The sequence below is a fragment of the Streptomyces sp. NPDC040610 genome (genome assembly GCF_055594065.1).
The window spans coordinates 516,173-536,554 of the sequence record NZ_JBVIXA010000007.1; the positions used below are offsets into that span (position 1 = coordinate 516,173).

Annotated in this window: 19 protein-coding genes; 13 read left to right on the plus strand and 6 right to left on the minus strand. The window is 71.7% G+C overall.

Features of this window, described 5'->3' with window-relative positions; genetic code table 11:
- Positions 1 to 66: 66 nt before the first annotated feature.
- Complete coding sequence (locus tag ACZ6AA_RS25840) at positions 67 to 714, minus strand: winged helix-turn-helix transcriptional regulator (RefSeq protein ID WP_468454411.1); 648 nt, start codon at positions 712 to 714, stop codon at positions 67 to 69.
- A gap of 84 nt (positions 715 to 798) precedes the next feature.
- Between ACZ6AA_RS25840 and ACZ6AA_RS25845 the strand changes: the two genes are divergently transcribed.
- From ACZ6AA_RS25845 to ACZ6AA_RS25855, 3 genes are read left to right on the plus strand one after another with little or no spacing between them, the layout of a single operon-like run.
- Entirely contained in the window at positions 799 to 2,010 is a 1,212-nt protein-coding gene (locus tag ACZ6AA_RS25845) for a pyridoxal phosphate-dependent aminotransferase (RefSeq protein ID WP_471460177.1), read from the plus strand.
- Between the two features lie 21 nt (positions 2,011 to 2,031).
- Complete coding sequence (locus ACZ6AA_RS25850; RefSeq protein WP_471460179.1) at positions 2,032 to 2,673, plus strand: cysteine peptidase family C39 domain-containing protein; 642 nt, start codon at positions 2,032 to 2,034, stop codon at positions 2,671 to 2,673.
- Between the two features lie 48 nt (positions 2,674 to 2,721).
- A complete protein-coding gene (locus ACZ6AA_RS25855) occupies positions 2,722 to 3,939 on the plus strand; it encodes an FAD-dependent monooxygenase (protein ID WP_471460231.1) in 1,218 nt (405 codons plus the stop codon).
- Positions 3,940 to 4,070: 131 nt separating this feature from the next.
- Here ACZ6AA_RS25855 and ACZ6AA_RS25860 read toward each other — a convergent pair whose 3' ends face one another.
- Positions 4,071 to 5,735, minus strand: coding sequence for a glycine/sarcosine N-methyltransferase (locus tag ACZ6AA_RS25860; RefSeq protein ID WP_468454405.1), 1,665 nt, complete (start codon positions 5,733 to 5,735; stop codon positions 4,071 to 4,073).
- Between the two features lie 135 nt (positions 5,736 to 5,870).
- Between ACZ6AA_RS25860 and ACZ6AA_RS25865 the strand changes: the two genes are divergently transcribed.
- The 3 genes from ACZ6AA_RS25865 to ACZ6AA_RS25875 all read left to right on the plus strand — a co-directional run bounded on the left by ACZ6AA_RS25865 (position 5,871) and on the right by ACZ6AA_RS25875 (position 7,784).
- Positions 5,871 to 6,464, plus strand: a complete 594-nt coding sequence (locus tag ACZ6AA_RS25865) for a histidine phosphatase family protein (protein ID WP_468482672.1) — start codon at positions 5,871 to 5,873, stop codon at positions 6,462 to 6,464.
- Positions 6,465 to 6,560: 96 nt separating this feature from the next.
- Entirely contained in the window at positions 6,561 to 7,202 is a 642-nt protein-coding gene (locus ACZ6AA_RS25870; RefSeq protein WP_468482673.1) for a hypothetical protein, read from the plus strand.
- A gap of 123 nt (positions 7,203 to 7,325) precedes the next feature.
- Positions 7,326 to 7,784: an acyl-CoA thioesterase gene (locus ACZ6AA_RS25875; RefSeq protein WP_471460182.1), complete on the plus strand. Its 459-nt coding sequence runs from the start codon at positions 7,326 to 7,328 to the stop codon at positions 7,782 to 7,784.
- 50 nt (positions 7,785 to 7,834) lie between these two features.
- Here ACZ6AA_RS25875 and ACZ6AA_RS25880 read toward each other — a convergent pair whose 3' ends face one another.
- Positions 7,835 to 8,632 (minus strand): oxidoreductase, encoded by a 798-nt coding sequence (locus ACZ6AA_RS25880; protein WP_471460184.1) that lies wholly within the window; start codon positions 8,630 to 8,632, stop codon positions 7,835 to 7,837.
- Between the two features lie 253 nt (positions 8,633 to 8,885).
- Between ACZ6AA_RS25880 and ACZ6AA_RS25885 the strand changes: the two genes are divergently transcribed.
- Both ACZ6AA_RS25885 and ACZ6AA_RS25890 read left to right on the plus strand, forming a co-directional pair.
- Positions 8,886 to 9,560 (plus strand): DNA-binding response regulator, encoded by a 675-nt coding sequence (locus ACZ6AA_RS25885; RefSeq protein ID WP_468482675.1) that lies wholly within the window; start codon positions 8,886 to 8,888, stop codon positions 9,558 to 9,560.
- 78 nt (positions 9,561 to 9,638) lie between these two features.
- Positions 9,639 to 10,196, plus strand: coding sequence for an HXXEE domain-containing protein (locus tag ACZ6AA_RS25890; RefSeq protein ID WP_468482676.1), 558 nt, complete (start codon positions 9,639 to 9,641; stop codon positions 10,194 to 10,196).
- 131 nt (positions 10,197 to 10,327) lie between these two features.
- Here the strand turns inward: ACZ6AA_RS25890 and ACZ6AA_RS25895 are convergent, their stop codons facing one another.
- Positions 10,328 to 11,008 carry a S1 family peptidase gene (locus ACZ6AA_RS25895; protein WP_468454393.1) on the minus strand — a complete coding sequence of 227 codons (681 nt, stop codon included), beginning with the start codon at positions 11,006 to 11,008 and terminating at the stop codon, positions 10,328 to 10,330.
- Between the two features lie 305 nt (positions 11,009 to 11,313).
- Between ACZ6AA_RS25895 and ACZ6AA_RS25900 the strand changes: the two genes are divergently transcribed.
- Both ACZ6AA_RS25900 and ACZ6AA_RS25905 read left to right on the plus strand, forming a co-directional pair.
- Complete coding sequence (locus ACZ6AA_RS25900) at positions 11,314 to 12,543, plus strand: Cmx/CmrA family chloramphenicol efflux MFS transporter (RefSeq protein ID WP_471460187.1); 1,230 nt, start codon at positions 11,314 to 11,316, stop codon at positions 12,541 to 12,543.
- Between the two features lie 10 nt (positions 12,544 to 12,553).
- Complete coding sequence (locus tag ACZ6AA_RS25905) at positions 12,554 to 13,135, plus strand: TetR/AcrR family transcriptional regulator (protein ID WP_468454389.1); 582 nt, start codon at positions 12,554 to 12,556, stop codon at positions 13,133 to 13,135.
- A 21-nt stretch (positions 13,136 to 13,156) separates the two neighbouring features.
- Here ACZ6AA_RS25905 and ACZ6AA_RS25910 read toward each other — a convergent pair whose 3' ends face one another.
- Entirely contained in the window at positions 13,157 to 14,992 is a 1,836-nt protein-coding gene (locus ACZ6AA_RS25910) for an alpha-L-fucosidase (protein WP_471460189.1), read from the minus strand.
- Between the two features lie 251 nt (positions 14,993 to 15,243).
- Between ACZ6AA_RS25910 and ACZ6AA_RS25915 the strand changes: the two genes are divergently transcribed.
- Positions 15,244 to 15,858 (plus strand): hypothetical protein, encoded by a 615-nt coding sequence (locus tag ACZ6AA_RS25915; protein WP_471460194.1) that lies wholly within the window; start codon positions 15,244 to 15,246, stop codon positions 15,856 to 15,858.
- A gap of 166 nt (positions 15,859 to 16,024) precedes the next feature.
- Positions 16,025 to 18,259, plus strand: coding sequence for an alpha-N-acetylglucosaminidase (locus tag ACZ6AA_RS25920; RefSeq protein WP_471460197.1), 2,235 nt, complete (start codon positions 16,025 to 16,027; stop codon positions 18,257 to 18,259).
- Positions 18,260 to 18,349: 90 nt separating this feature from the next.
- Here ACZ6AA_RS25920 and ACZ6AA_RS25925 read toward each other — a convergent pair whose 3' ends face one another.
- On the minus strand, positions 18,350 to 18,991 hold the full coding sequence (locus tag ACZ6AA_RS25925; protein WP_468454381.1) for a DUF4360 domain-containing protein: 642 nt from the start codon (positions 18,989 to 18,991) through the stop codon (positions 18,350 to 18,352).
- Between the two features lie 417 nt (positions 18,992 to 19,408).
- On the opposite strand from ACZ6AA_RS25925, the gene ACZ6AA_RS25930 reads away from it, so the two are divergent.
- Positions 19,409 to 20,275 carry a chitosanase gene (locus tag ACZ6AA_RS25930; protein ID WP_468454379.1) on the plus strand — a complete coding sequence of 289 codons (867 nt, stop codon included), beginning with the start codon at positions 19,409 to 19,411 and terminating at the stop codon, positions 20,273 to 20,275.
- Positions 20,276 to 20,382 lie beyond the last annotated feature (107 nt).

Genomic DNA, 20,382 nt, shown 5'->3' on the forward strand with positions numbered 1-20,382 from the left:
TCCAGGGGCGAAGCCCATGGTTTCGGGAAGGGGTGGGACTGGGGCGCCCCGCGAGGGCACCCCACCTCACCCCTCCCGCAACACCTTCGCCAACACCCCTTCCCCCTCCACCACAGCGCCCCCGTCCCGCACCGCCTCACGCAGAGTCAGCTCCCCCCGGGCCATGGCGACACACACCTCCGCACCGAGCCGAACACGGGCATCCGGCTCCCCGGCGGCCCGCCCCTCGGCGTACACCCCCCGCCCCTCGGCCGCGGAGCCGAGCCGCAGCAGGAACTCCCCTTCATCCAGCCGGACTTCCACCACCCCGTCCCCGCCCAACGCCTCCAAGTGCCCCCGCAGCGGCAAGGCGAACCAGTGCGCACGCACGGCGTCGGTGGGCCTGCGCTCACCGAGGTCGACGGCTCCCCACTCCCCCAGCGCCTCAAGCACGGGCAGCAACGCCCGCCCGCGCGGGGTGAGTTCGTAGACGTACGCGGAAACGGGCGCGGCCATCCGCCGCCGCGAGGCGATCCCGCCCTGCTCCATGTCCTTGAGCCGCGAGGCGAGCACGTCCGTGCTGACGCCGGGCAGATCGGCGTGCAGGTCGGTGTACCGGCGGGGCCCGGCGAGCAGTTCGCGGACGATCAGCAGGGTCCAGCGATCACCGACGGCGTCGAGAGCGCGGGCGGACGCGCAGTACTGGTCATAGCTTCGGCGTGATCGAGGTGGCATGCGTCGCAGTCTAGACAAGTTGTTGGACTTTCCAAGCGGCAGCTTGGTAAAACCAAGTAACGCACGCCACGGGAGGCACAGCACATGGAGTTCCGGCAGTCGAGCAAGCTCAGCGAGGTCTGTTACGAGATCCGGGGCCCGGTCATCGAGCACGCCAACGCCCTGGAGGAGGCGGGCCACAGCGTCCTGCGCCTCAACACCGGCAACCCCGCGCTCTTCGGCTTCGAGGCGCCCGAGGAGATCGTCCAGGACATGATCCGGATGCTGCCGGGCGCGCACGGCTACACGGACTCGCGGGGCGTCCTCTCGGCCCGCCGGGCGGTGGTGCAGCGCTATCAGGCGCTCGGTCTGACCGACATCGACGTGGACGACGTCTTCCTCGGCAACGGCGTGTCCGAGCTGGTGACGATGGCCGTACAGGCACTGCTCGAAGACGGCGACGAAGTCCTCGTCCCCGCACCGGACTTCCCCCTCTGGACGGCCGTGACGACGCTCTCCGGGGGCAAGGCCGTGCACTACCTGTGCGACGAGCAGGCCGACTGGTATCCGGACCTCGACGACCTGGCGTCGAAGATCACCGACCGCACCAAGGCCCTGGTGATCATCAACCCGAACAACCCGACGGGCGCGGTCTATCCGCGCGAGATCCTCGAAGGCATGCTCGACCTCGCCCGCCGCCACGGCCTGATGGTCTTCGCCGACGAGATCTACGACCAGATCCTGTACGACGACGCGGTGCACCACAGCGTCGCCTCCCTGGCCCCGGACCTGGTGGTCCTGACCTTCTGCGGCCTCTCCAAGACGTACCGGGTCGCGGGCTTCCGCTCCGGCTGGCTGGTGGTGACGGGCCCGAAGCAGCACGCGCGGAACTACCTGGAGGGCCTGACGATGCTGGCCTCCATGCGCCTGTGCCCCAACGCCCCCGCCCAGTACGCGATCCAGGCCGCGCTCGGCGGCCGCCAGTCCATCCACGACCTGACCGCGCCCGGCGGCAGGCTGTACGAACAGCGCGACCGGGCCTGGCAGAAGCTCAACGAGATCCCCGGCGTCTCCTGCGTGAAGCCGCGCGGCGCCCTGTACGCCTTCGCGCGCCTGGACCCGAAGGTGCACGCGATCCACGACGACGAGAAGTTCGTCCTGGACCTGCTGCTCCAGGAGAAGATCCAGGTGGTCCAGGGCACCGGCTTCAACTGGCCGCGCCCCGACCACTTCCGCATCCTCACCCTCCCGTACGCTGACGATCTGGACGCGGCGATCAGCCGTATCGGCCGCTTCCTGAGCGGCTATCGCCAGTAGCCACAAGCCCGCGACAGGAGCGTGCCGGTGACCCTCTGCACCAGCTGCCAGAAACCGTCCCTCACCCAGTTCGCCTCGCCGGAGCTGGTCGGGAAGATCGTGTACGAGGGTCACGACGCCACGGACGACCCGGCCTGGCGGACGTCGGGCGCCGCCACCCTCGCGGACTACGGACGCTGGTGCAAGCACCTGTGCGGGATCGCCTGCCTGCGGATGGCGCTCGGCCCGGACGCGCCGTCGCTGTTCGAGCTGCGCGACGGCGCGCTGAAGTACGGCGGGTACACGGAGGACGCCGAGGGCACGATCCGGGGGCTGATCTACGCGCCGTTCGCCGAGTACGTGCGCGAGGTGCACGGCATGGAGGCGACCGTGCACCGCCATCTCGCGCTCGACGAGATCCCCGCGCTCCTGGACGCGGGGCGCACGGTGATGGTGTCCGCGCACTTCGAGATCCGGCGGCCCGAGCGCCCCGCGCCGGGCCGGGGCGGACATCTGGTCCTGATCACGGGGCGCACGGCGGACGGCACACTGCACTTCCACAACCCCTCGGGCCTCGACGCGCGCACCCGCGCGGCCGAGTTGCCCGTGTCCACGTTCGAGCCCTTCTTCGCAGGCCGGGGCGTATCGCTCGGCCCGCGCGCGGACGTGCCGACCACGCGCTGACAGGCGGTCATGACAGAACGTCATCTTCCCTGCCAGGATGGCGCGATGATGCATTCAGGCAGGGTCGCCGTCGTCGGCGGCAGCGTCGCGGGGTGCGCCATGGCGCTGGCGGCGCACCGTGGCGGAGCGGACGAGATCACGGTGTACGAGCGGGCGGGCGGCCGCCTCGCGGAGCGGGGCGTGGGCCTCGCCGTGCACAACTCCCGGTACGCGGAGCTGGAGTCGGCCGGGTACATGGACGCCGACATGCCGTGGGTGCAGCTGGTCAGACGCCGCTGGTACGTAAGGGACGAGCGGGCGTCGGGCCCGCTCGGGCACCCGATCGGCACGATGCCCTTCCCCTTCCGCACCTACAACTGGGGCCCGCTGTGGGGCGAGTTGCGGCGCCGGGTACCCGAGTCCGTGGAGTTTCGCACCGCCACGTCGGTGGACGCCGTGCGCACCGGGGCGGTCGGCGCGGAGGTGGACACCGCCGAGGGCACCGAGCGGTTCGACGTCGTGGTCGGCGCGGACGGCTACCGCTCGGTGGTGCGCGCCGCCGCCCACCCGGGCCTGCGCGCCGAATACGCCGGCTATCTGGCCTGGCGCGGCGCCTACCCCGCCGACCGCCTGGCCGACGCGCACCTGTGGGACGAGGAGGACTGCGTGTACGCGGTCTTCGACGGCGGGCACGTGATCGTCTACCGCATCCCGGACGGCGTCGGCGGCCACCGCGTCAACTGGGTCCTGTACACCGCCCCGCCCCCGGGCCTGGACGCCGACCTCGGCTTCACCAGCCCCACGAGCCTGCCGCCCGGCTGCCTCACCGACGCGCTCGGCGCCCACCTCGCGCACGTGGCCGACGCGCTGCTGCCGCCGTACTGGGGCGCCGTGGTCCGCGCGACCCGGCCCGACGAGCTGTTCCTCCAGCCCATGTACGACTTCACGGCGCCCCGCTACGCCCTGGACCGGGTGCTCCTCGCGGGCGACGCGGCCACGGTCGCGCGGCCGCACACCGGCGCGGGCGCGGTGAAGGCGCTCCAGGACGCCACGGTCCTTGAGTCCGCCATCGCCACGGCGACGACCTGGCCGGAGGCCCTGGAGTCCTACGACACCGACCGCACCGTGGCGGGCCGCACGATGGTCGACCTGGGGCGGCGGCTCGGCCTGGCCCTGGTCGAGCGGACCCCGCGCTGGCGCGATCTGGACCAGGCGGGCCTGGAGTCGTGGTGGAAGCAGGCGGACGGGACGGGGGCGTTCGGGGGGCGCGAGCTGCGTCCCCGGTGAGGGCGGCCGGGCCGGAGCGCCGAGGCCCGTCGGCGCAGCGACGCCGCTCCGGCCCGGTTCCCGCCCTCACGCCTGCTGCTCCCGCCGACAGCCGGAGCCACAGGAGTCGTACGTACTGCAGGAGCCGGGACCTACGCCCCGTTCGCCCCGTTCGCACCGTTCCTGAAGTGCAGGATGCCCCAGGTGATGTGCCCGTCGCGGCCTGCGGCGACCCAGCGGGCGAGGCCGATCTTCATCTGCGTGAGGTAGTCGTGGCTGACCTGGCCGGCCAGCCCTTCCGCCTCCTGGCGCTCGGTCTCCTCAAGGACGCGCGCGTAGTGCGTCACCAGTTGCTCGCGGTGCTCCTCGAACCCGCCCGGCGAGGCGACGAACCCGAGCCGGGCCAGCTCGCGCGCGTAGAAGCCGGGTGAGCCCATGTCGTCGAGGTGGATGCGGTCGAGGATCGGCTGCAGCACTCCCGGTGGACAGTTGTCGACGGCCATCGGGTCGGTGAAGATCAGCTGCCCGCCGGGCCGAAGCACCCGGGATATCTCCTCGAGGACCCGGACGCGGTTGCCGCTGTGCAGGAAGGCGTCCTGCGACCACACCACGTCGACCTGGTCGTCCGGGTAGGGGATGTCCTCGAAGGACCCGTCGACGACCTCGATCAGGCCGGACAGCGAGCGAGCCGCGTTGAGTTCCTTGTGGCGCTGGTTCTCCACCTCGCTGAGGTTGAGGGCGAGCACGCGGCAGCCGTACGTCGACGCCAGGTACCGCGCGGAGCCGCCGTAGCCGGAGCCCAGGTCGAGGACCACGGACTGCTCGGTGAGGCCGAGCTTCGCCGCCATCCGCTCGACGGTGCGGCGGCTGGCGTCGGCGATGGGCTCGCCGGAGTGGTCGTACAGGCCGATGTGGATGTCCTCGCCGCCCCAGACGCGGGCGTAGAAGTTGTCCGCGTCGGTGGAGTTGTAGTAGCTGCGGGCGACGCCGACCGCGCCGCTGTACCGCTCGTCCTGCTCGTCGTCCGCGCGGTACTCCTTCTCCGCGACGTGCACGAAGAAGTCGGGCTGCTCGCCCCGGTAGGTGTGCTGGAAGTCCCCGTACGTCTCGATGTTCTGGAACCCCACCTCCGACATGAGCCGCCGGGTGTAGTCCTTGCGCAGCGGAAACATGTTGAGGTGGTACACGGAGTCGTCCGGGAAGCTGTACCGCATCCGCACGAGGCCCTCGTCGACGTAGTCGGGCTCCACGGAGACGTCTTCGCCGCAGTAGTAGTACGTGTGCTTGCTGGTGTAGCCGTCGTCGAGGATCGCGTCGTAGTTGCGCTGGTCGAGGACGAGGATGCCGTCGTGCTTGAGCATCGCGTAGAACTCGGCGAGCGCCCTGCGGCGGTCGCGCTCCGAGAACAGGTGGGTGAAGGAGTTGCCGAGGCAGACGATGGCGTCGTACGCCCCGTGCACGTCGCGGTTGAGCCAGCGCCAGTCCGCCTGGACGACCCGCATCACATGGCCGTCCTTCATGCCGTTGGAGAAGGCGGCCGCCAGCATCTCCGCGCTGCCGTCCGCGCTGACCGTCTCGAACCCGGCGGCCAGCAGCTGAACGGAGTGGAAGCCGGTGCCGGTCGCGACGTCCAGCACGCTCTTCACTCCGCGTTTGCGCAGCAGATCGATGAAGAAGTCTCCTTCGCTCTGCGCCCTCCTCTCCCAATCTATGAGCGAGTCCCATTTCTCCACGAAGCTGGGCACATACTCCTCGGTGTAGTGGCCGGTTTCTCGTACTTCGACAGGGTTGTCGCCGAACTTCTGAGCCGGATGCACGATGAACACCCTTCGACTTCAATGGGGGATGGCCTGGGCACATCGCTATCCCAAGGCGGGTACCCCCATGCGTCCGCGCTTTGTATACATACGCTGGGCTGACAATTCGCCGACAAGAACAGGACCGTCAACGCCATGGGTGATCTTCTCCTCGTACGTCACGGCGAGACCGAATGGTCCCTGTCGGGGCAGCACACCAGCTGGTCGGAGATCCCTCTCACCGAAAACGGACGCGCCCAGGCGCGGGCCGTCGCGCCGCTCCTCGGCAAGTACCGCGTTGACGCGGCCTTCACGAGCCCGCGCGTGCGCGCGCGTGAGACGGCCGAGCTTGCGGGGTTCGGTGACGCGCGCGTGGATCCCGACCTCTCCGAGTGGGACTACGGCGCGTACGAAGGCGTCACCACCGTCGAGATCCACCGCACCCGGCCCGACTGGTTCCTCTTCACCGACGGGGTCGCTCCCGGGTCCGCCGAGCACCCCGGCGAGAGTCCCGAGCAGGTCGGGGAGCGGGCCGATCGGATGCTCGCCAAGGTCGACGCGGCCCTCGCCAACACGGAGGGCAGCGTCGTCCTCTTCGCCCACGGCCACTTCCTCCGCGCCCTCACGGCGCGCCGCCTCGGCTTCCCTCCGTCGGCGGGCGCCCACTTCCAACTGGCCACCGGCACGGTGAGCCGCCTCAGCTACGAGCACGGCCGCCCGGTCCTGGCCACGTGGAACGTGCGGCCCTGAGGGGGTGGGGAAAGCCCCGCAGGGCCGCTGTCAGTGGCACGAGGCACTATCGGGACCAGGACCCCCTGGGCGATCCGGAGACGAGGTGGTGCCCCCATGGCCAAGCCGACCACAGCCGCACAGCGCCGCGTCATCGCGGCGGCCGACCCAGTAACCGGCCGCCTCACCGGCACAGAGACCCAGCTGACCGCCCTCGTACGACTACAGCTGGCCTTCCGCCACCCCCGCCCCCCGCACGCGTACTTCCTGACCCCGGCGGGCCACCGCATCAGGGAGGAACCCGAACGGGCCACCCCGGAAACGGCCCCGGTGGAGCGGGTCCCCGGCGTCTTCACCGCCCGCACGGGCACAGAGGGGGCGAGCGACGTGGAGGACGGCCCCGCACGCCAGCGCGAGGTGCGCGGCGCCTGGCTCGGCCTCGTCGAGATGCGCCGCATGACCAACCCGGACGCCGACCGCGACCGCCCCTGCGCCTGGGAACGCACCCACCTGGTGCAGGCGGCCGCGATAGCCCTGGAGGCAGCGGGCCGCACCCCCGCGGGCCCGGACCGCGAGGGATACCGCGTCACGTCGACCGCACAGCCGGACGCGGTGGCGGTCCGCGAACCGACACCGGAGGGCGTCCGGGCCTGCGCCACAGCCCTGGAGCGCGCGGGTTGGCAGGTCAGCGAGCACAGCGAGCGGGCGGCGGCCGGGGCGGCGGGACGGTATGTACTGGTGTCGCCCCGGAGGGGATGAGTTCCGGCGGTGGCCGGAATGCCGTACGTCGGGAAGGTGTTGATGTTCAACCTGATGACTTGTTGTTGCATCCGTCGAAGTTGAGCCGAAGGTCAGTCGAAGGTGAGAGGTGAAGGGGAAGCCGTGTCGCAGCCATTGCCCGGGACCAGTCCGGACTCGTCGTCCAAGCTGTTCTCCGTGGACATCAGCGTCCGCGGGTACGAGACCGACTCGCAGGGGCACCTCAACCAGTCCGTGTACCTGCAGTACGCGGAGCACGCCCGCTGGTCGGCGCTGCGGGCGGCCGGCATCGAGCAGCGCGACCTGATCGGGAAGGGGGTCGGCCCGGTCGCCCTGGAGAACACGGTGCGGTACCGGAGCGAGCTGCGGGCGGGCGACGAGGTCGAGGTGACGTGCCAGTTCGTGTGGGGTGAGCGGAAGACGTTCCGGATCGAGCAGAGCGTGGTGCGGGCGGACGGCCAGGTCGCGGCGACGGTGTCCGCGCTGGGCGGCCTGCTCGACCTCAAGGAGCGCAGGATGGTGGAGGACCCGAAGGAGTACTTCAGGGCGCTGGCGTCGGACCCGGGCGTGCTCGGCCTCTGACCGGTCCCGCTGATCCGGCCGGTACGGGAGGCGCCCGGCGTACGGGGGCATCAGTCGGCGTCCAGTTCCGCGAGGTCGCCCGCGTCGAGGCGGAGCCCGGCCGCCGCCACGTTCTCCTCCAGGTGGGCCGGGGACGACGTCCCGGGGATGGCGAGCATCGCCGGGGACGCGGCCAGGGACCAGGCGAGGGTGACCTGCGCGGCCGTGGCCCCGTGCCGGTCGGCGACGGCTTCGAGGCCCGCGAGGTGCGGGGCGCCCGCGCCGCCGAGCGGGAAGAAGGGCACGAAGGCGATGCCCTGCCGCGCGCACAGGGCGATCATCGCGTGCGCGGCGGCCCGGTGCCCGGGGCTGAACCTGTTCTGGACGGCGGCGACGGGCGCGACGGCCTGGGCCTCGGCGAGCTGCGCGGGCGTGGCGTTGCTGACGCCGAGGTGCCGGATGAGGCCTTGTGCGCGAAGTTCGGCGAGGGCTTCGAAGCGGCCGTCGCCGGGTCCGTCCTCGCCGAGGAAGCGCAGGTAGACGAGGTCGAGGTGGTCGCGGCCGAGTTCGCGGAGGTTGCGGTGGACGTCGTCCTTGAGCTTCGCGGGGCCGGCGGCGCCGAGCCAGTTGTGGTCGGGGTCGCGGTCGGGGCCGACCTTGGTGGCGATGACGAGGTTCTCGGGGTACGGGTGGAGGGCTTCGCGGATGAAGGTGTTGGCGGCGAGGTCCTTGTAGAAGTAGAAGGCGGCGGTGTCGATGTGGTCGACGCCGAGCTCGACGGCGCGACGCAGCACGGCGCGGGCCGCGACGGGGTCGCCCGCGGGGCCCTCCCAGGTGCGGCCGGGCAGCCGCATGGCGCCGAAGCCCATGCGCCGCACGGGGAGGTCGCCGCCGAGGAGCCAGGTCCCGGCGGCGGAGGCGGGCGCGGTTCCCGGCTCGGGTGCGCTTCGGGGATGGCGGGGGTGCTGAGGGCCCCGGAGGTGCCGGCGGTGGCGGGCAGGTCGTTCGTGTTCGACATGGCCACATCCTGTGGGTACCGGGGCCCGCGTGGGCGCGGGTGGCACGTTGTTGCCACTTCGGGGAGGCTGTCCCGGTCGGGGCACGGGGAGACGGGACGGGGACATGGAGCACAGTGCGGCGTCGGACTTCGTCACGTTGCGGGGCGAGGAGGAACTGGTGCGGCGCGCCGGTGATCTCTTCGCCTCGGCCCGGGAGGAGTTCCTGTGCGGAGCCGCCGACCTCGTGACCTGGTCGGGCGGGGTGAACGCCGCCTTCGCCGACGGGAAGCGCCCGCCGCTGCGGCCGGGGCGCCGCGACGGCCTCGCGATGCGCAAGGTGTACACGCGCCGCGCCCTCGGCGACCCGTACTCGGAGCGGCGGCTCGCCGCGATCGCCGCGTCCGGGGCACAGGTCCGGATCTCGGCGGCGCCGCTGGCCCGGGAGGCGATCGTCATCGACCGGCGGGTGGCGATTCTCGCGGGGTCCGAGGCACGCGGTGCCCGTACGTACACGGTGGTTCGGGCGCCCGACGTGGTCGAGGGCATCCACTCCCTGCTGTACGCGACGTGGGAGGCCGCCGACGATGTCGCCGACTGCCTCGGGGCGGCCGCGTCGCCCGTGTTGGATGAGGACGCCCGGTCCGTGCTCGGGGCGTTGTCCGCCGGGCTCACCGATGAGGCTGCCGCTCGGCGGCTCGGGATGTCCTTGCGGACGTACCGACGGCGGGTGGCCGGGTTGATGGCGGCCCTGGGGGCTACGTCGCGCTTCCAGGCGGGGGTGCGGGCAGGGAAGCCGTAGGCCCCGCGCTCGTATCCCGTGTCCCGCACCCCGGCCCGCCGGTCGGGTGCCCCGCGTGTGCTGCCAGACTGCCTGCTCATGGGTGCACAGGAGACCGGTCGAGGCAGCGGTGTCGGTGTCGGCGTGACGTTCGGGTTGCTCGCTGCTTGGGCTGTTCATGATGCCGAGGAAGTCGTCATGGTGCCGCGTTGGGCCCGTGCCCGGGTGCCCGAGCTGCGCGAGCGGTTTCCGCAGGTGCCCGAGCTGGTCTGGCGGCGGCTTGAGTCTCTCGACGAGCGGGAGTTCGCGACTGCCGTCGGCGTGGTGGCCGTCGTCGTGGCCGCTGCGGCTGCCGACGGGTACCGCACGGGTGGGCGTTCCGCCGTCTACCGGAGCGCCCTCGACGGGTTCGGGCTGCACGGCGTCGTGCATCTGGCTCAGGCCGCCGCAGTCCGGGGGTACACGCCTGGCTCGGTCACCTCGCCGTTGGTGGTCATTCCCTTCACGCTCTGGGCGCGCGGCCGTCTGCGGCGGGCCGGGGTGCTGCGTCCCACCCGGCCTCGGGACGCCGTACAAGGCCTCGCGTTCGCGGCGGCGGCCACGGTCGGGGCGCACGCGATCGCGCGGCGGGTTGTCAGGTGGAGTCGGACGCCGTAACCGGGTGGGCGGGTCGCCGCACCGACTCGGCGTCCGACGGCGGCAGTTCGGGGTCGTCCGGCGGGCGGCACTCCGTGCGCGTAGCGGTCACCTCGACGCATAACCGGCCCCGGCCGTCTGGGCCGGTTTCCTCACGTACGCGCGTACCCGACCCGGAGGCCGTGCGCGCTGAGGATCGGGGGCAGCGGCTGGAAGAACGTCGTGCCGCCGGACGTGCAGTTGCCGCTGCCGCCGACCACGATGCCCAGGGCCGCGTCCCCGGCGAAGCCGGGGCCGCCCGCGTCGCCGGGCTCGGCGCAGACGTTCGTGCGGATGAGGCCGTAGACGACGCCCTCGGGGAAGGTGACCGTGGCGTTCAGGGACTGGACGGTCCCGCAGTGCAGGCCGGTCGTGGGGCCGGTACGGCAGATCTGCTGGCCGACGACGGGCTGCGGGGCGCGGTTGATGCGGATGATCTGGGTCCCGGCTCTGATCTCGCTGGGGTAGGTCAGGGTGGTGTTGGTGTAGCGCACGAGCGCGTAGCTGCTGCGCGGGAAGACGACGGTGTCGGTCACGCCGACGGGGACGGTGAGGCGGGGGTCGGCGTACCACTGGGTGCCGACCGTGCCGCAGTGGCCGCCCATGATTCCGTAGAAGCGCGTGCCGTTGGTGACGTTGAAGGCCACCGTGCAGCGGCCGCTCGCGGAGTAGAGGACGTCGCCGCCACGGACCGCTGTCGCGGTGGGGGCGGCGGTGGCCGTGGGGGCGGCGAGCAGGCCGAGGGCGGCGAGGGCCGCGCACAGTAACTGGGCAATGATCAGCCGGAGTCTCATGGGGTCTCCTGTGGGGGCGAGGACGCGCGCTCGGGCGAGCGTGGGCATTGTTGCGAAGTCCGGGGCCCTCGTCACGGGGCCCGACTCGTTTTGAAGCACTCGATTCAGAACATGCTAGGGTCCGTGCGGTCGATGTTTTGAAGCGGGTGATTCAAAACGAGTCGTGCCCCCACCGCGCTTTTACCAGGCCCTCATCGGGCCCGTCACGCCCCGCCGCACTCACCACTCGCCACTCGCCACTCACCACTCACCAGTCACCAGTCACCAGTCACCAGTCACCAGTCACCACCAAGGAGGGACCCCCTATGCCGCTCGCGGTATACGTCTTGGCGCTCGGCATCTTCACCCAGGGCACATCGGAGTTCATGCTGTCCGGGCTGCTCCCCGGCATGTCCGACGACCTGGGTGTTTCCATACCGGACGCCGGGCTGCTCATCTCGGCGTTCGCGATCGGCATGGTCGTCGGGGCGCCGCTGCTCGCAGTGGCGACGTTGCGGTGGCCGCGCCGCACGGCGCTCGTGCTGCTGCAGGCCGTGTTCATCGCGGGGCACGTCGTGGGCGCGCTCGCGCCGGGGTACGGCGTGCTGTTCACGACCCGGATCGTCAGCGCGCTCGCGTACGCCGGGTTCTGGGGCGTGGCCGTCGCCACGGCCGTGGCGCTGGTGCCGAGTGAGGCCAAGAGCAAGGCCGTTGGGCTCGTCGCGGGCGGGCTGACGCTCGCGACCATCGTCGGCGTTCCGGCCGGCACCGTCCTCAGCCAGTCCGCGAGCTGGCGCGCCGCCTTCTGGGCGGTGGCCGCGGCGACCGCCGTCAGCCTGGCCGCGACCGTGTTCGCCGTGCCGGGCGGCCGGGGCTCGCGCGAGGCGCCGTCCGTGCGCGCCGAGCTGCGCGGCATGAGGCGGCCGCAGCTGTGGCTGTCGTACGCCATCACCGGCTTCGCCTTCGGCGCGGTCATCGTCACCTTCTCCTACCTCGCCTCCCTCCTCACCGACGAGAGCGGGCTGAGCGAGGGCTGGGTGCCCGCCGTGCTCGCGCTGTTCGGGGCGGGCGGCATGCTCGGCCTGCTCATCGGCAGCCGTACCGCGCAGGCGCACGCCGTCGGCACGCTCGGGTGGGGGCTCGGCGGGCTCGCCGTGGTCTCGGCCGCGCTCGCGCTCACCGCGCACACCGCCATCGCCGTCGTGCTCGCCCTCGTCTTCCTGCTCGGCATGGCGGGGTACGTCACCAACCCGCCTCTCCAGTCCCGGGTGTTCACCCTCGCCCCGGACGCGCCCACCCTCGTCGGCGCGACCAACACCGCCGCGTTCAACGTCGGCAACACGCTCGCCCCGATGCTCGGCGGGCTCACCATCGACGCCGGGTACGGGTACACGTCGGTGGCCTGGGTCGGGGCGGGGCTCGCGGTGCTCGGGTGTGCGGGGGCGCTGTGGGCGGGACGCCTTGAGCGGGCTTCGGCGCGGGCCGCACAGGGGAGGACGCCCCTGGCCGCCCCGGCCGGCCCCGCCGGTTTTGAAAAGGTATTCCAAAACCGGTAGGCTCCGGCCCATGGCCAGGCCACGACAGTTCGACGAGGACCGCGTCATCACCGCCGCCATGGAGACCTTCTGGCGCCACGGGTACGAGGGCACCTCCACCCGCGACCTGTGCGACAGCACGGGCCTCGGCCCGTCGAGCCTCTACAACACCTTCGGCGGCAAGCGCGAACTGTATCTGCGCGCCCTTGAGCGGTACTACGAGACGGTCACCGCCGAGCAGGTCGCGCGCCTGAACGAGCCCGGCTCCGCGAAGGAGCGGCTGCGCGCCATGATGCTGCACTCACTCGACAGCGACCTCGACGACGCCGAGGGGCGGCGCGGCTGCTTCGCCATGAACGCCGCCGTCGAGGTCGCCGCCCTCGACCCGGACGTCAAGAGCGCCGTGCGGCGCTGCTTCGACCGGGTCGAGGACGAGCTGTGCGCGGTCGTGGGCACGGGCCAGGCCGCAGGGGAGATCGCGTCCGGACGCGACGCCCGCACCCTGGCCCGCCTGGTGCAGAGCACGTACTACGGCCTGCGCGTGCTGAGCCGGGTCCAGGACGACCGGAAGGCCCTCCTGGCCACCGTGGACAGCACCCTCGCGCACCTCTGAACCAGCTCCGAAACGAACGTTCTACCGCGTGAACAGCTGGGTCCTGGGAACGACCTGTTGGGACTGGTTCGGGCTCGACCACAGCAGCTTCATGTGCGCCTCGCCGGTGTTCTCCGCGTAGTCGACGCGGATGCTGTGGCGCTTGCCCGCCGTCAGCGGGACCTTGGCCTTGTCGACCTTCGGCTCGTGCGGGTTCCAGGAGTCGATGACGAGCTTCCCGTCGATCCAGACGCGCACCACGTCGTCGGAGACCGTCGTGAGGGTGTACGTCTCCGTGCGGCGCGGCTCGACCGAGCCGGTCCAGCGGACGCCGAAGCGGTCGGAGGGGATGGACGCGGCCGGTGAACCCCCGAACTTCCAGGCGTGGTTGACCGTCGGGTCGGTGCGGGTGACCTTCGGGGCGCCGGCCAGCTCCGGGTTGTCGAAGACCTCCTGCTTGAGGCCCCTGCCCTTGCCGGGGCGGGCTGTGCGGCCGGGGTCCACGGTCAGTTCGATCACGGTGGCGGTCGGGTTCGTCGCGGCGCCGGAGGGGGTCACGTCGAAGCCGTCGCCGGACCGGGTGACGGTGACCTGCTGGGAGCTGCCGAGCACCCGGGCCGACGTGACCTCGAAGTCGGTGCGCGCGGTCAGGTGCAAGGGCTTGCCCGCCCCGGGCCACCGCGTGACCGCCGCGTACAGCTTGTCGCCCTTGCGGCTCACCGCGCCCCACTCCGGCTCCTCGACCAGGCCGCCGTAACGCGCTCCGTACACCGCCTCGCCTTGGCCCGCCGTGCGCAGCCAGGTGCCCATCTCCTTGAGGCGGTCGACGGACGGCTGCGGGATGCGGCCGCGTGCGTCGGGGCCGACGTTCAGGAGGTAGTTGCCGCTGCGGGACGTGGTGGCGAGCAGGTTGCGGACGAGGCTCGTGCCCGACTTCCAGTTCTGGTCGTAGCGGGCGAAGCCCCAGTTGTCGTTCAGCGTCATGCAGGACTCCCACAGCTGGCCGTCCACCGGGGCGTCGGGGATCTCCTGCTCGGGGGTGCCGTAGTCGCCGTCCGTGACACGGCGCTTGCCGACCCGGTTGTTGATGACGAGGTCCGGGTTCAGACCGCGCAGGTAGGACTCCAGGCGCTCGCCGTCCTTCGCGGTCCACGGGTTGTGCGGGTCCTCGGTGTCCCACTCGCCGTCGAACCACAGGAGCGCCGGGTCATAGGTGTCCACCAGTTCCTTGAGCTGGGCGTACATGCGCTTCTCGTACTTCGGGAAGGTCGCCGGGTCGGGGAAGTCCGGGTCGTGCCAGTCCCAGATCGAGTAGTAGAAGCCGAGCTTGATGCCCGCCTCGTCGGTCGCCTTCTTCAGCTCCGCGAGGATGTCGCGGTTCTTGTCGAACGACGAATGGTCCCGCAGGTTCCAGGAGTTGACCTTCGTCGGCCACATCGCGTAGCCCTCGTGGTGCTTGGACGTGATGACGATGTACTTCATCCCGGCGTCCTTGGCCGCCTTCACCACCGCCTGCGCGTCGAAGTCCGCGGGGTCGAAGGCCTTGGCCTGCTTCTCGTACGCGTCCTTGGGGATCCTGCACTGGCGCTGGATCCACTCGGCGTTGCGGCAGACCGTGCCGTCGGGGCGCTTGTACTCGCCCTCCAGGTTCGAGTACGCGCCGAAGTGGATGAACATGCCGAAGCGGTCCTGGCGGAACCAGTTGGTGCGGTCGGCGGTGAAGGGGTCGTCGGCGGCGTGGTCGGTTCCGGGGCCCGCGGCGGGGCCGGCGGGCGGGGCGGGGGCGCGGGGCGCGGGCGTGGCGGCGGCCGTCGGGAGGGCCGTGGCCGAGAGGGCCGCGGTGAGGAGCAGGGCGAGCGTGGGGACTCTTCTACGCATGTGCGGGCTCCTGTTCGTTGACGGAACGCTGGGGAACGTAGGAGCAGATACATCCGATGTCAATGCGAGGAACGAGACCTTCCTGGGGATCAGTTGGGGCGTACGGCACCCGTTGATCCGATGAATCCTGGTGGTCCGTGGTGCAGTCGAACTGATCGCAGGAACATGTTTGGCGGCCCTGGATCTCGCGCTCCGGCCTGTGGCAGGCTCCTCCAAGTCCCCCCACCAGAACCGGAATTCAGGACTTCTCCGTGCGCCGAATACCTGCCGTTGCCACCTGCGTCGCCGCCGCGCTCTCCCTCGCCCTGACCGGATGCGGAGGTGACGGCAAGAAGAGCGGCAAGGGCTCGTCGGGTTCCACGGCGTCCGTGGAGGAGGCCGGGAAGACCGACGACAAGAACGCCCCGCACGACAAGAGCGACAAGGGCGGCAAGAAGGGCGACGCCGAGGAGACCGCTTCCCCCACCCCCAGCCGTACGAAGAAGGCGACCGCCACCCCGACACGCCCCGGCACCCCCACCGCCGCGGCCACCCCCACCAGGCCCCGCGCCAGCGCCCCCGCCGTCCCTCCGAAGAAGACCACGCGCCCCGCCGCCGGGCCGCAGTCCGTGCAGGGCACCTGGTACCACGTGCGGCGCGGCAGCGGCGGGCGGCTGATCGTCCTGACCGTCAACGGCACCTCGATGAACATGGCGTCCGGCGGCAAGTCCTGCCCCGGCACCATCACCGCGGCCATGGTGATCCGGGCGACCTGCATGGGCGAGTCGGCGGCCGGGACGGCCCGGCTCAGCGGCGGACAGCTCACGTTCGCGTGGCCCGACGGCAGCGGCAACGACTACTTCCGGCGGACGCAGCCCACGGCCTGAACGGCGTCCCGAGCCCAAGTCCCGAGCCCGGGGCGGGCCGCCTGAACGGCGTCCGACCGGACGGTGAAGGACAGCGCAACCTCCCGCCCGAGGGTTACGCGACGGGGCCGGGCCGGGCAAGAGTCACCTCGGTACTCTCCGCCCGCCCCGACCCCCGGAGCCCCGTATGCCGCACCCGCCCCGCCGCCGCACCGTCCTGACCGCGTTCGCCGGCACCGCCGGTGCCGCCGTGGCCTGTTCGCCCGCCTCGTCACGGGGTGCGGACGGCCCGGCACCCGGCACGTCGGTCCGTACGCGCAGCGGGTCCGGGCCCGCCGCGGCGGCCACCGCGGCCGCGCGGCGGCTGCTCCCCGACCACTGGGAGCAGGTCACGTTCAAGACGGTCGCGAGCGACGACGACGTCTTCCGGGTGTCCGGAAAGCGCGGCCACATCGTCGTGTCGGGCCCCACCGCGGGCGTCCAACTCACCGGCCTGCGGCACTACTTGCAGCACACCGCGCACGCCTCGATCACCTGGGCGGGCGACCAGATCGACCTGCCCGCGACGCTCCCGGCCCCGGGCGCCCCCGTCACCCGGCGCGCCGACGTCCCGCACCGCTTCGTGCTGAACGACACCAACGACGGCTACGTGAACGCCTACGCCGACTGGACCTACTGGGAGCACGAACTCGACGTACTCGCCCTGCACGGCTACAACGAAGTCCTGGTGTACGCCGGGGCCGACGCCGTCTATCACCGGATGTTTCAGGAGTTCGGGTACGACGACGAGGAGCTGCGGGCCTGGGTGCCGGGCCCCGCGCACCAGCCGTGGTGGCTGCTGCAGAACATGTCGTCCTTCCCGCACCCCGTGTCACGGCAGCTGCTCGCCAAGCGCGCCCGCCTCGGCCGCCGCATCGCCGACCGGGCCCGTGAGCTGGGCATGACGCCCGTGCTCCCCGGCTACTTCGGGACCGTCCCGCCCGGCTTCGAGGACCGCAACCCGGGGGCGCGGACCGTGCCGCAGGGCGACTGGGTGGGATTCGCGCGGCCCGACTGGCTGGACCCGCGCACCGACGCGTTCGCGCGCGTGGCCGCCGCGTTCTACCGGGTGCAGGACGAGCTGTTCGGCCCTTCGACGATGTACAAGATGGACCTGCTGCACGAGGGCGGCAAGCCCGGTGACGTGCCGGTCGGCGAGGCCGCGAAGAGCGTCGAGAGGGCGCTGCGGAGAGCCCATCCGGACGCGCTCTGGGTGATCCTGGGCTGGCAGCACAATCCGCCGAAGGCCCTCACGGACGCCGTCGACAAGTCCCGCATGCTCGTCGTCGACGGCCTCTCCGACCGCTTCCCCACGGTCACCGACCGCGAGTCCGACTGGGGCTCCACGCCGTACGCCTTCGGCTCGATCTGGAACTTCGGCGGGCACACGGTCCTCGGCGCGAACACGCCGGACTGGGCGGAGCTGTACGAGAAGTGGCGCACCAAGGACGGCAGCGCCCTGCGCGGCATCGCGCTGATGCCGGAGGCCGCCGACAACAACCCGGCGGCGTTCGCCCTGTTCTCCGAACTGCCGTGGCTGGATGGCGACCTGGACCTCAAGGCGTGGTTCGACGCGTGGTCGGTGGCGCGCTACGGGGCGGCCGATCCGCACGCGCGGGCCGCCTGGGACGTGCTGCGCCGCACCGCCTACGGCACCACGCGGGCCGACAAATGGGCGGAGGGCGCCGACGGCCTGTTCGGCGCGCGCCCCGGGCTCGCGGTGACGTCGGCGGCCTCCTGGTCGCCGAAGGCGCTGCGCTACGAGGCGGCGGACTTCGAGCCCGCGCTCGGAGAACTGCTCGCGGTACGCAGGGAGTTGCGCGGGTCGTCCGCGTACCGCCGTGATCTGCTCGACGTGGCCCGGCAGGCCCTGTCCAACCGCAGCCGGGTGCTGCTGCCGCGCATCAAGGACGCGTACGACCGGCGGGACACCGCCCGCTTCGACGAGCTGACCCGCGCCTGGCTCGGCCTGATCGACCTCCTCGACCGGCTGGTCGCCACCGACGCCCGGCATCTGCTCGGCCGCGCGCTCGCCGACGCCAGGGGCTGGGGCGCCGACGCCCACGAACGGGACCGACTCGCCTACGACCAGCTGTCGTTGCTGACCGTGTGGGGCACCCGCGCCGGGGCCGACGCGGGCTTGAAGGACTACGCCAACCGGGAGTGGGCGGGCCTGGTCGGCGGGTTGTACCGGCTGCGCTGGAAGACGTACTTCGGGGAGCTGCGCGCCGCGCTCGACGAGGGCCGCGCGCCCAAGGACATCGACTGGTTCGCGCTGGAGGACCGCTGGACCCGGCAGCCGGGCCGGCTGGCGGTCCGCCCCACCGGGGACACGTACGCGATCGCGAAGCAGGTGCGCGCCGCGCTCGCCGGTTCCGAGTGAGTCGCCGCGCCCGCGGACGGACGGAAGCAGGATTCCGCCGCGGGCGCGACCCCCTCACCAGGAGCTGGTCAGTGCCTCATCCGGGCACGATCAGGGGCACTCCTTCCACTTCACGCGGTAGATGGTGCTGATGTCCCCGTCGGTGGAGTCCATCGTCATGAAGCTGGTCTTGGTGCGGTCCGAGGTGCCGAGGTCGACGCGCAGCTCGGTGTTGATGTTGAAGTTGCGCTGTTTGCCGCAGGGCGCCCAGACCAGCTGGGTGACCTCGGTCTCGTCGGTGGCCTGCCAGTTGTCGGCGACCGGGCCGTTGAAGGAGTGCGTCTTGGTCCCCGTGTCCGGGGAGCCCTGGAAGTAGTACGACGCCTTCTCGGTGCCCTTGGCGCCCCTCTCCAGTGCCGCGAAGCCGCGGTAGTCGGCGCTCGCGATCGCGTAGGTGAAGCCGTGGGGGACGTGAACGACCAGGCTGAGCTGGCAGTTCTTGCGGAACGCCGTGGGGGAGGAATTTCCGCCCGCTTGGGCGAGGTAGTCGCTGTAGGTGACGGTGAAGGCCGTGTTGTCCTCGGAGACGGCGACGGCGGCGGTCCCTCTGGGGCAGCCCGAGCCGTTCACGGTAGCGACGTCGATCACGATCTTGTCCGGCGGCGGGTCGGAGAAACCCGAAGGATCCTGCGCGGGCAGACCCGCGCCGATCAGGGCGGCTAGTGCGCCCCCGGCGAGCAGTGCAACGGACATGGTTCTCCCAATTCTTGCTTCGGCCCACGGCGGCACACGCGCAGGGCGCGGCGCCGTGAGGTGGGGGATGTAGCCGTGCTGGGAGGAACTGACTCAGCCCTCGCACGGGGTCATGAGCGGCCCGCGAGCGATGAGCGGAGGCTGAGGGTGCTGGGATAGTACGGACCAGGGTGAGCAGCGACTAGGTCGATGACCGGCCATGTATGGGCGACGTCGCGCGGCCCGTGGGGCGTCCGGGGCGCGGGGAGCTGCCACCGGGGAGTGACGGACGGAGGCCGGGGCGCGGTCCGCGGGCTCCGGGAGGGCGCCACACCTCCGACGACTCTTGCTTGACGGGTATACGTCACCTTCAAACTCTGGTAGGAAACCTTCCTAACAGAACAGCGGAACGCTGAACTCCCCCACCTGGAGGACCCGTTGCACGCTCACCGCTCCCCCCACCGGCGCGCCACGCGACGTGCCGTGATCGGCCTGGTCGGCGCCACCCTGGTCGCCGGTTCGCTGGCCCTGACCCAGACCGCGGGCGCCGCCCCGGCCCCGGCGCCCGCGAGCGCCGCTCCCTCGGTCTCCGCCGCCGGGCTCGACGACCCGGCGAAGAAGGAGATCGCGATGAAGCTGGTCTCCAGCGCGGAGAACTCCTCGCTCGACTGGAAGGCGCAGTACGGCTACATCGAGGACATCGACGACGGCCGCGGCTACACGGCGGGCATCATCGGCTTCTGTTCCGGCACCGGCGACATGCTCGACCTCGTCGAGCTGTACACCCAGCGCAAGCCCGGCAACGTGCTCGCGAAGTACCTGCCCGCGCTGCGCAAGGTCGACGGCAGCGACTCCCACGAGGGCCTGGACCCGAACTTCACCAAGGACTGGAAGAAGGCCGCGCAGGACTCCGCGTTCCAGAAGGCCCAGAACGACGAGCGCGACCGCGTCTACTTCAACCCGGCGGTCAAGCAGGGCAAGGCCGACGGCATCGGCACGCTCGGCCAGTTCGCCTACTACGACGCGATCGTCATGCACGGCGACGGCGGCGACAGCACCGGCTTCAGCAGCATACGCAAGCGCGCCCTCACCAAGGCCAAGCCCCCGGCGCAGGGCGGCGACGAGGTCAAGTACCTGCACGCCTTCCTCGACGCCCGGGTCTGGGCGATGAAGCAGGAGGAGGCCCACGAGGACACCAGCCGCGTGGACACCGCACAGCGCGTGTTCCTCAACAAGAAGAACCTGAACCTGAACCCGCCGCTCGACTGGAAGGTCTACGGCGAGTCCTTCCACATCGGCGGCTAGCCGCCACCCGGCGCGGGGGGGGGGGGGGGGGGGGGGGGGGGGGGGGGGGGGGGGGGGGGGGGGGGGGGGGGGGGGGGGGGGGGGGGGGGGGGGGGGGGGGGGGGGGG

Excerpts from the sequence above, each read along its gene's own strand:
- ACZ6AA_RS25840 (WP_468454411.1), bottom strand. The coding sequence starts at position 714 with ATGCCACCTCGATCACGCCGAAGCTATGACCAGTACTGCGCGTCCGCC.
- ACZ6AA_RS25845 (WP_471460177.1), top strand. The coding sequence starts at position 799 with ATGGAGTTCCGGCAGTCGAGCAAGCTCAGCGAGGTCTGTTACGAGATC.
- ACZ6AA_RS25855 (WP_471460231.1), top strand. The coding sequence starts at position 2,722 with ATGCATTCAGGCAGGGTCGCCGTCGTCGGCGGCAGCGTCGCGGGGTGC.
- ACZ6AA_RS25865 (WP_468482672.1), top strand. The coding sequence starts at position 5,871 with ATGGGTGATCTTCTCCTCGTACGTCACGGCGAGACCGAATGGTCCCTG.
- ACZ6AA_RS25870 (WP_468482673.1), top strand. The coding sequence starts at position 6,561 with ATGGCCAAGCCGACCACAGCCGCACAGCGCCGCGTCATCGCGGCGGCC.
- ACZ6AA_RS25880 (WP_471460184.1), bottom strand. The coding sequence starts at position 8,632 with ATGGGCTTCGGCGCCATGCGGCTGCCCGGCCGCACCTGGGAGGGCCCC.
- ACZ6AA_RS25885 (WP_468482675.1), top strand. The coding sequence starts at position 8,886 with ATGGAGCACAGTGCGGCGTCGGACTTCGTCACGTTGCGGGGCGAGGAG.
- ACZ6AA_RS25890 (WP_468482676.1), top strand. The coding sequence starts at position 9,639 with ATGGGTGCACAGGAGACCGGTCGAGGCAGCGGTGTCGGTGTCGGCGTG.
- ACZ6AA_RS25895 (WP_468454393.1), bottom strand. The coding sequence starts at position 11,008 with ATGAGACTCCGGCTGATCATTGCCCAGTTACTGTGCGCGGCCCTCGCC.
- ACZ6AA_RS25900 (WP_471460187.1), top strand. The coding sequence starts at position 11,314 with ATGCCGCTCGCGGTATACGTCTTGGCGCTCGGCATCTTCACCCAGGGC.
- ACZ6AA_RS25905 (WP_468454389.1), top strand. The coding sequence starts at position 12,554 with ATGGCCAGGCCACGACAGTTCGACGAGGACCGCGTCATCACCGCCGCC.
- ACZ6AA_RS25910 (WP_471460189.1), bottom strand. The coding sequence starts at position 14,992 with ATGCGTAGAAGAGTCCCCACGCTCGCCCTGCTCCTCACCGCGGCCCTC.
- ACZ6AA_RS25920 (WP_471460197.1), top strand. The coding sequence starts at position 16,025 with ATGCCGCACCCGCCCCGCCGCCGCACCGTCCTGACCGCGTTCGCCGGC.
- ACZ6AA_RS25925 (WP_468454381.1), bottom strand. The coding sequence starts at position 18,991 with ATGTCCGTTGCACTGCTCGCCGGGGGCGCACTAGCCGCCCTGATCGGC.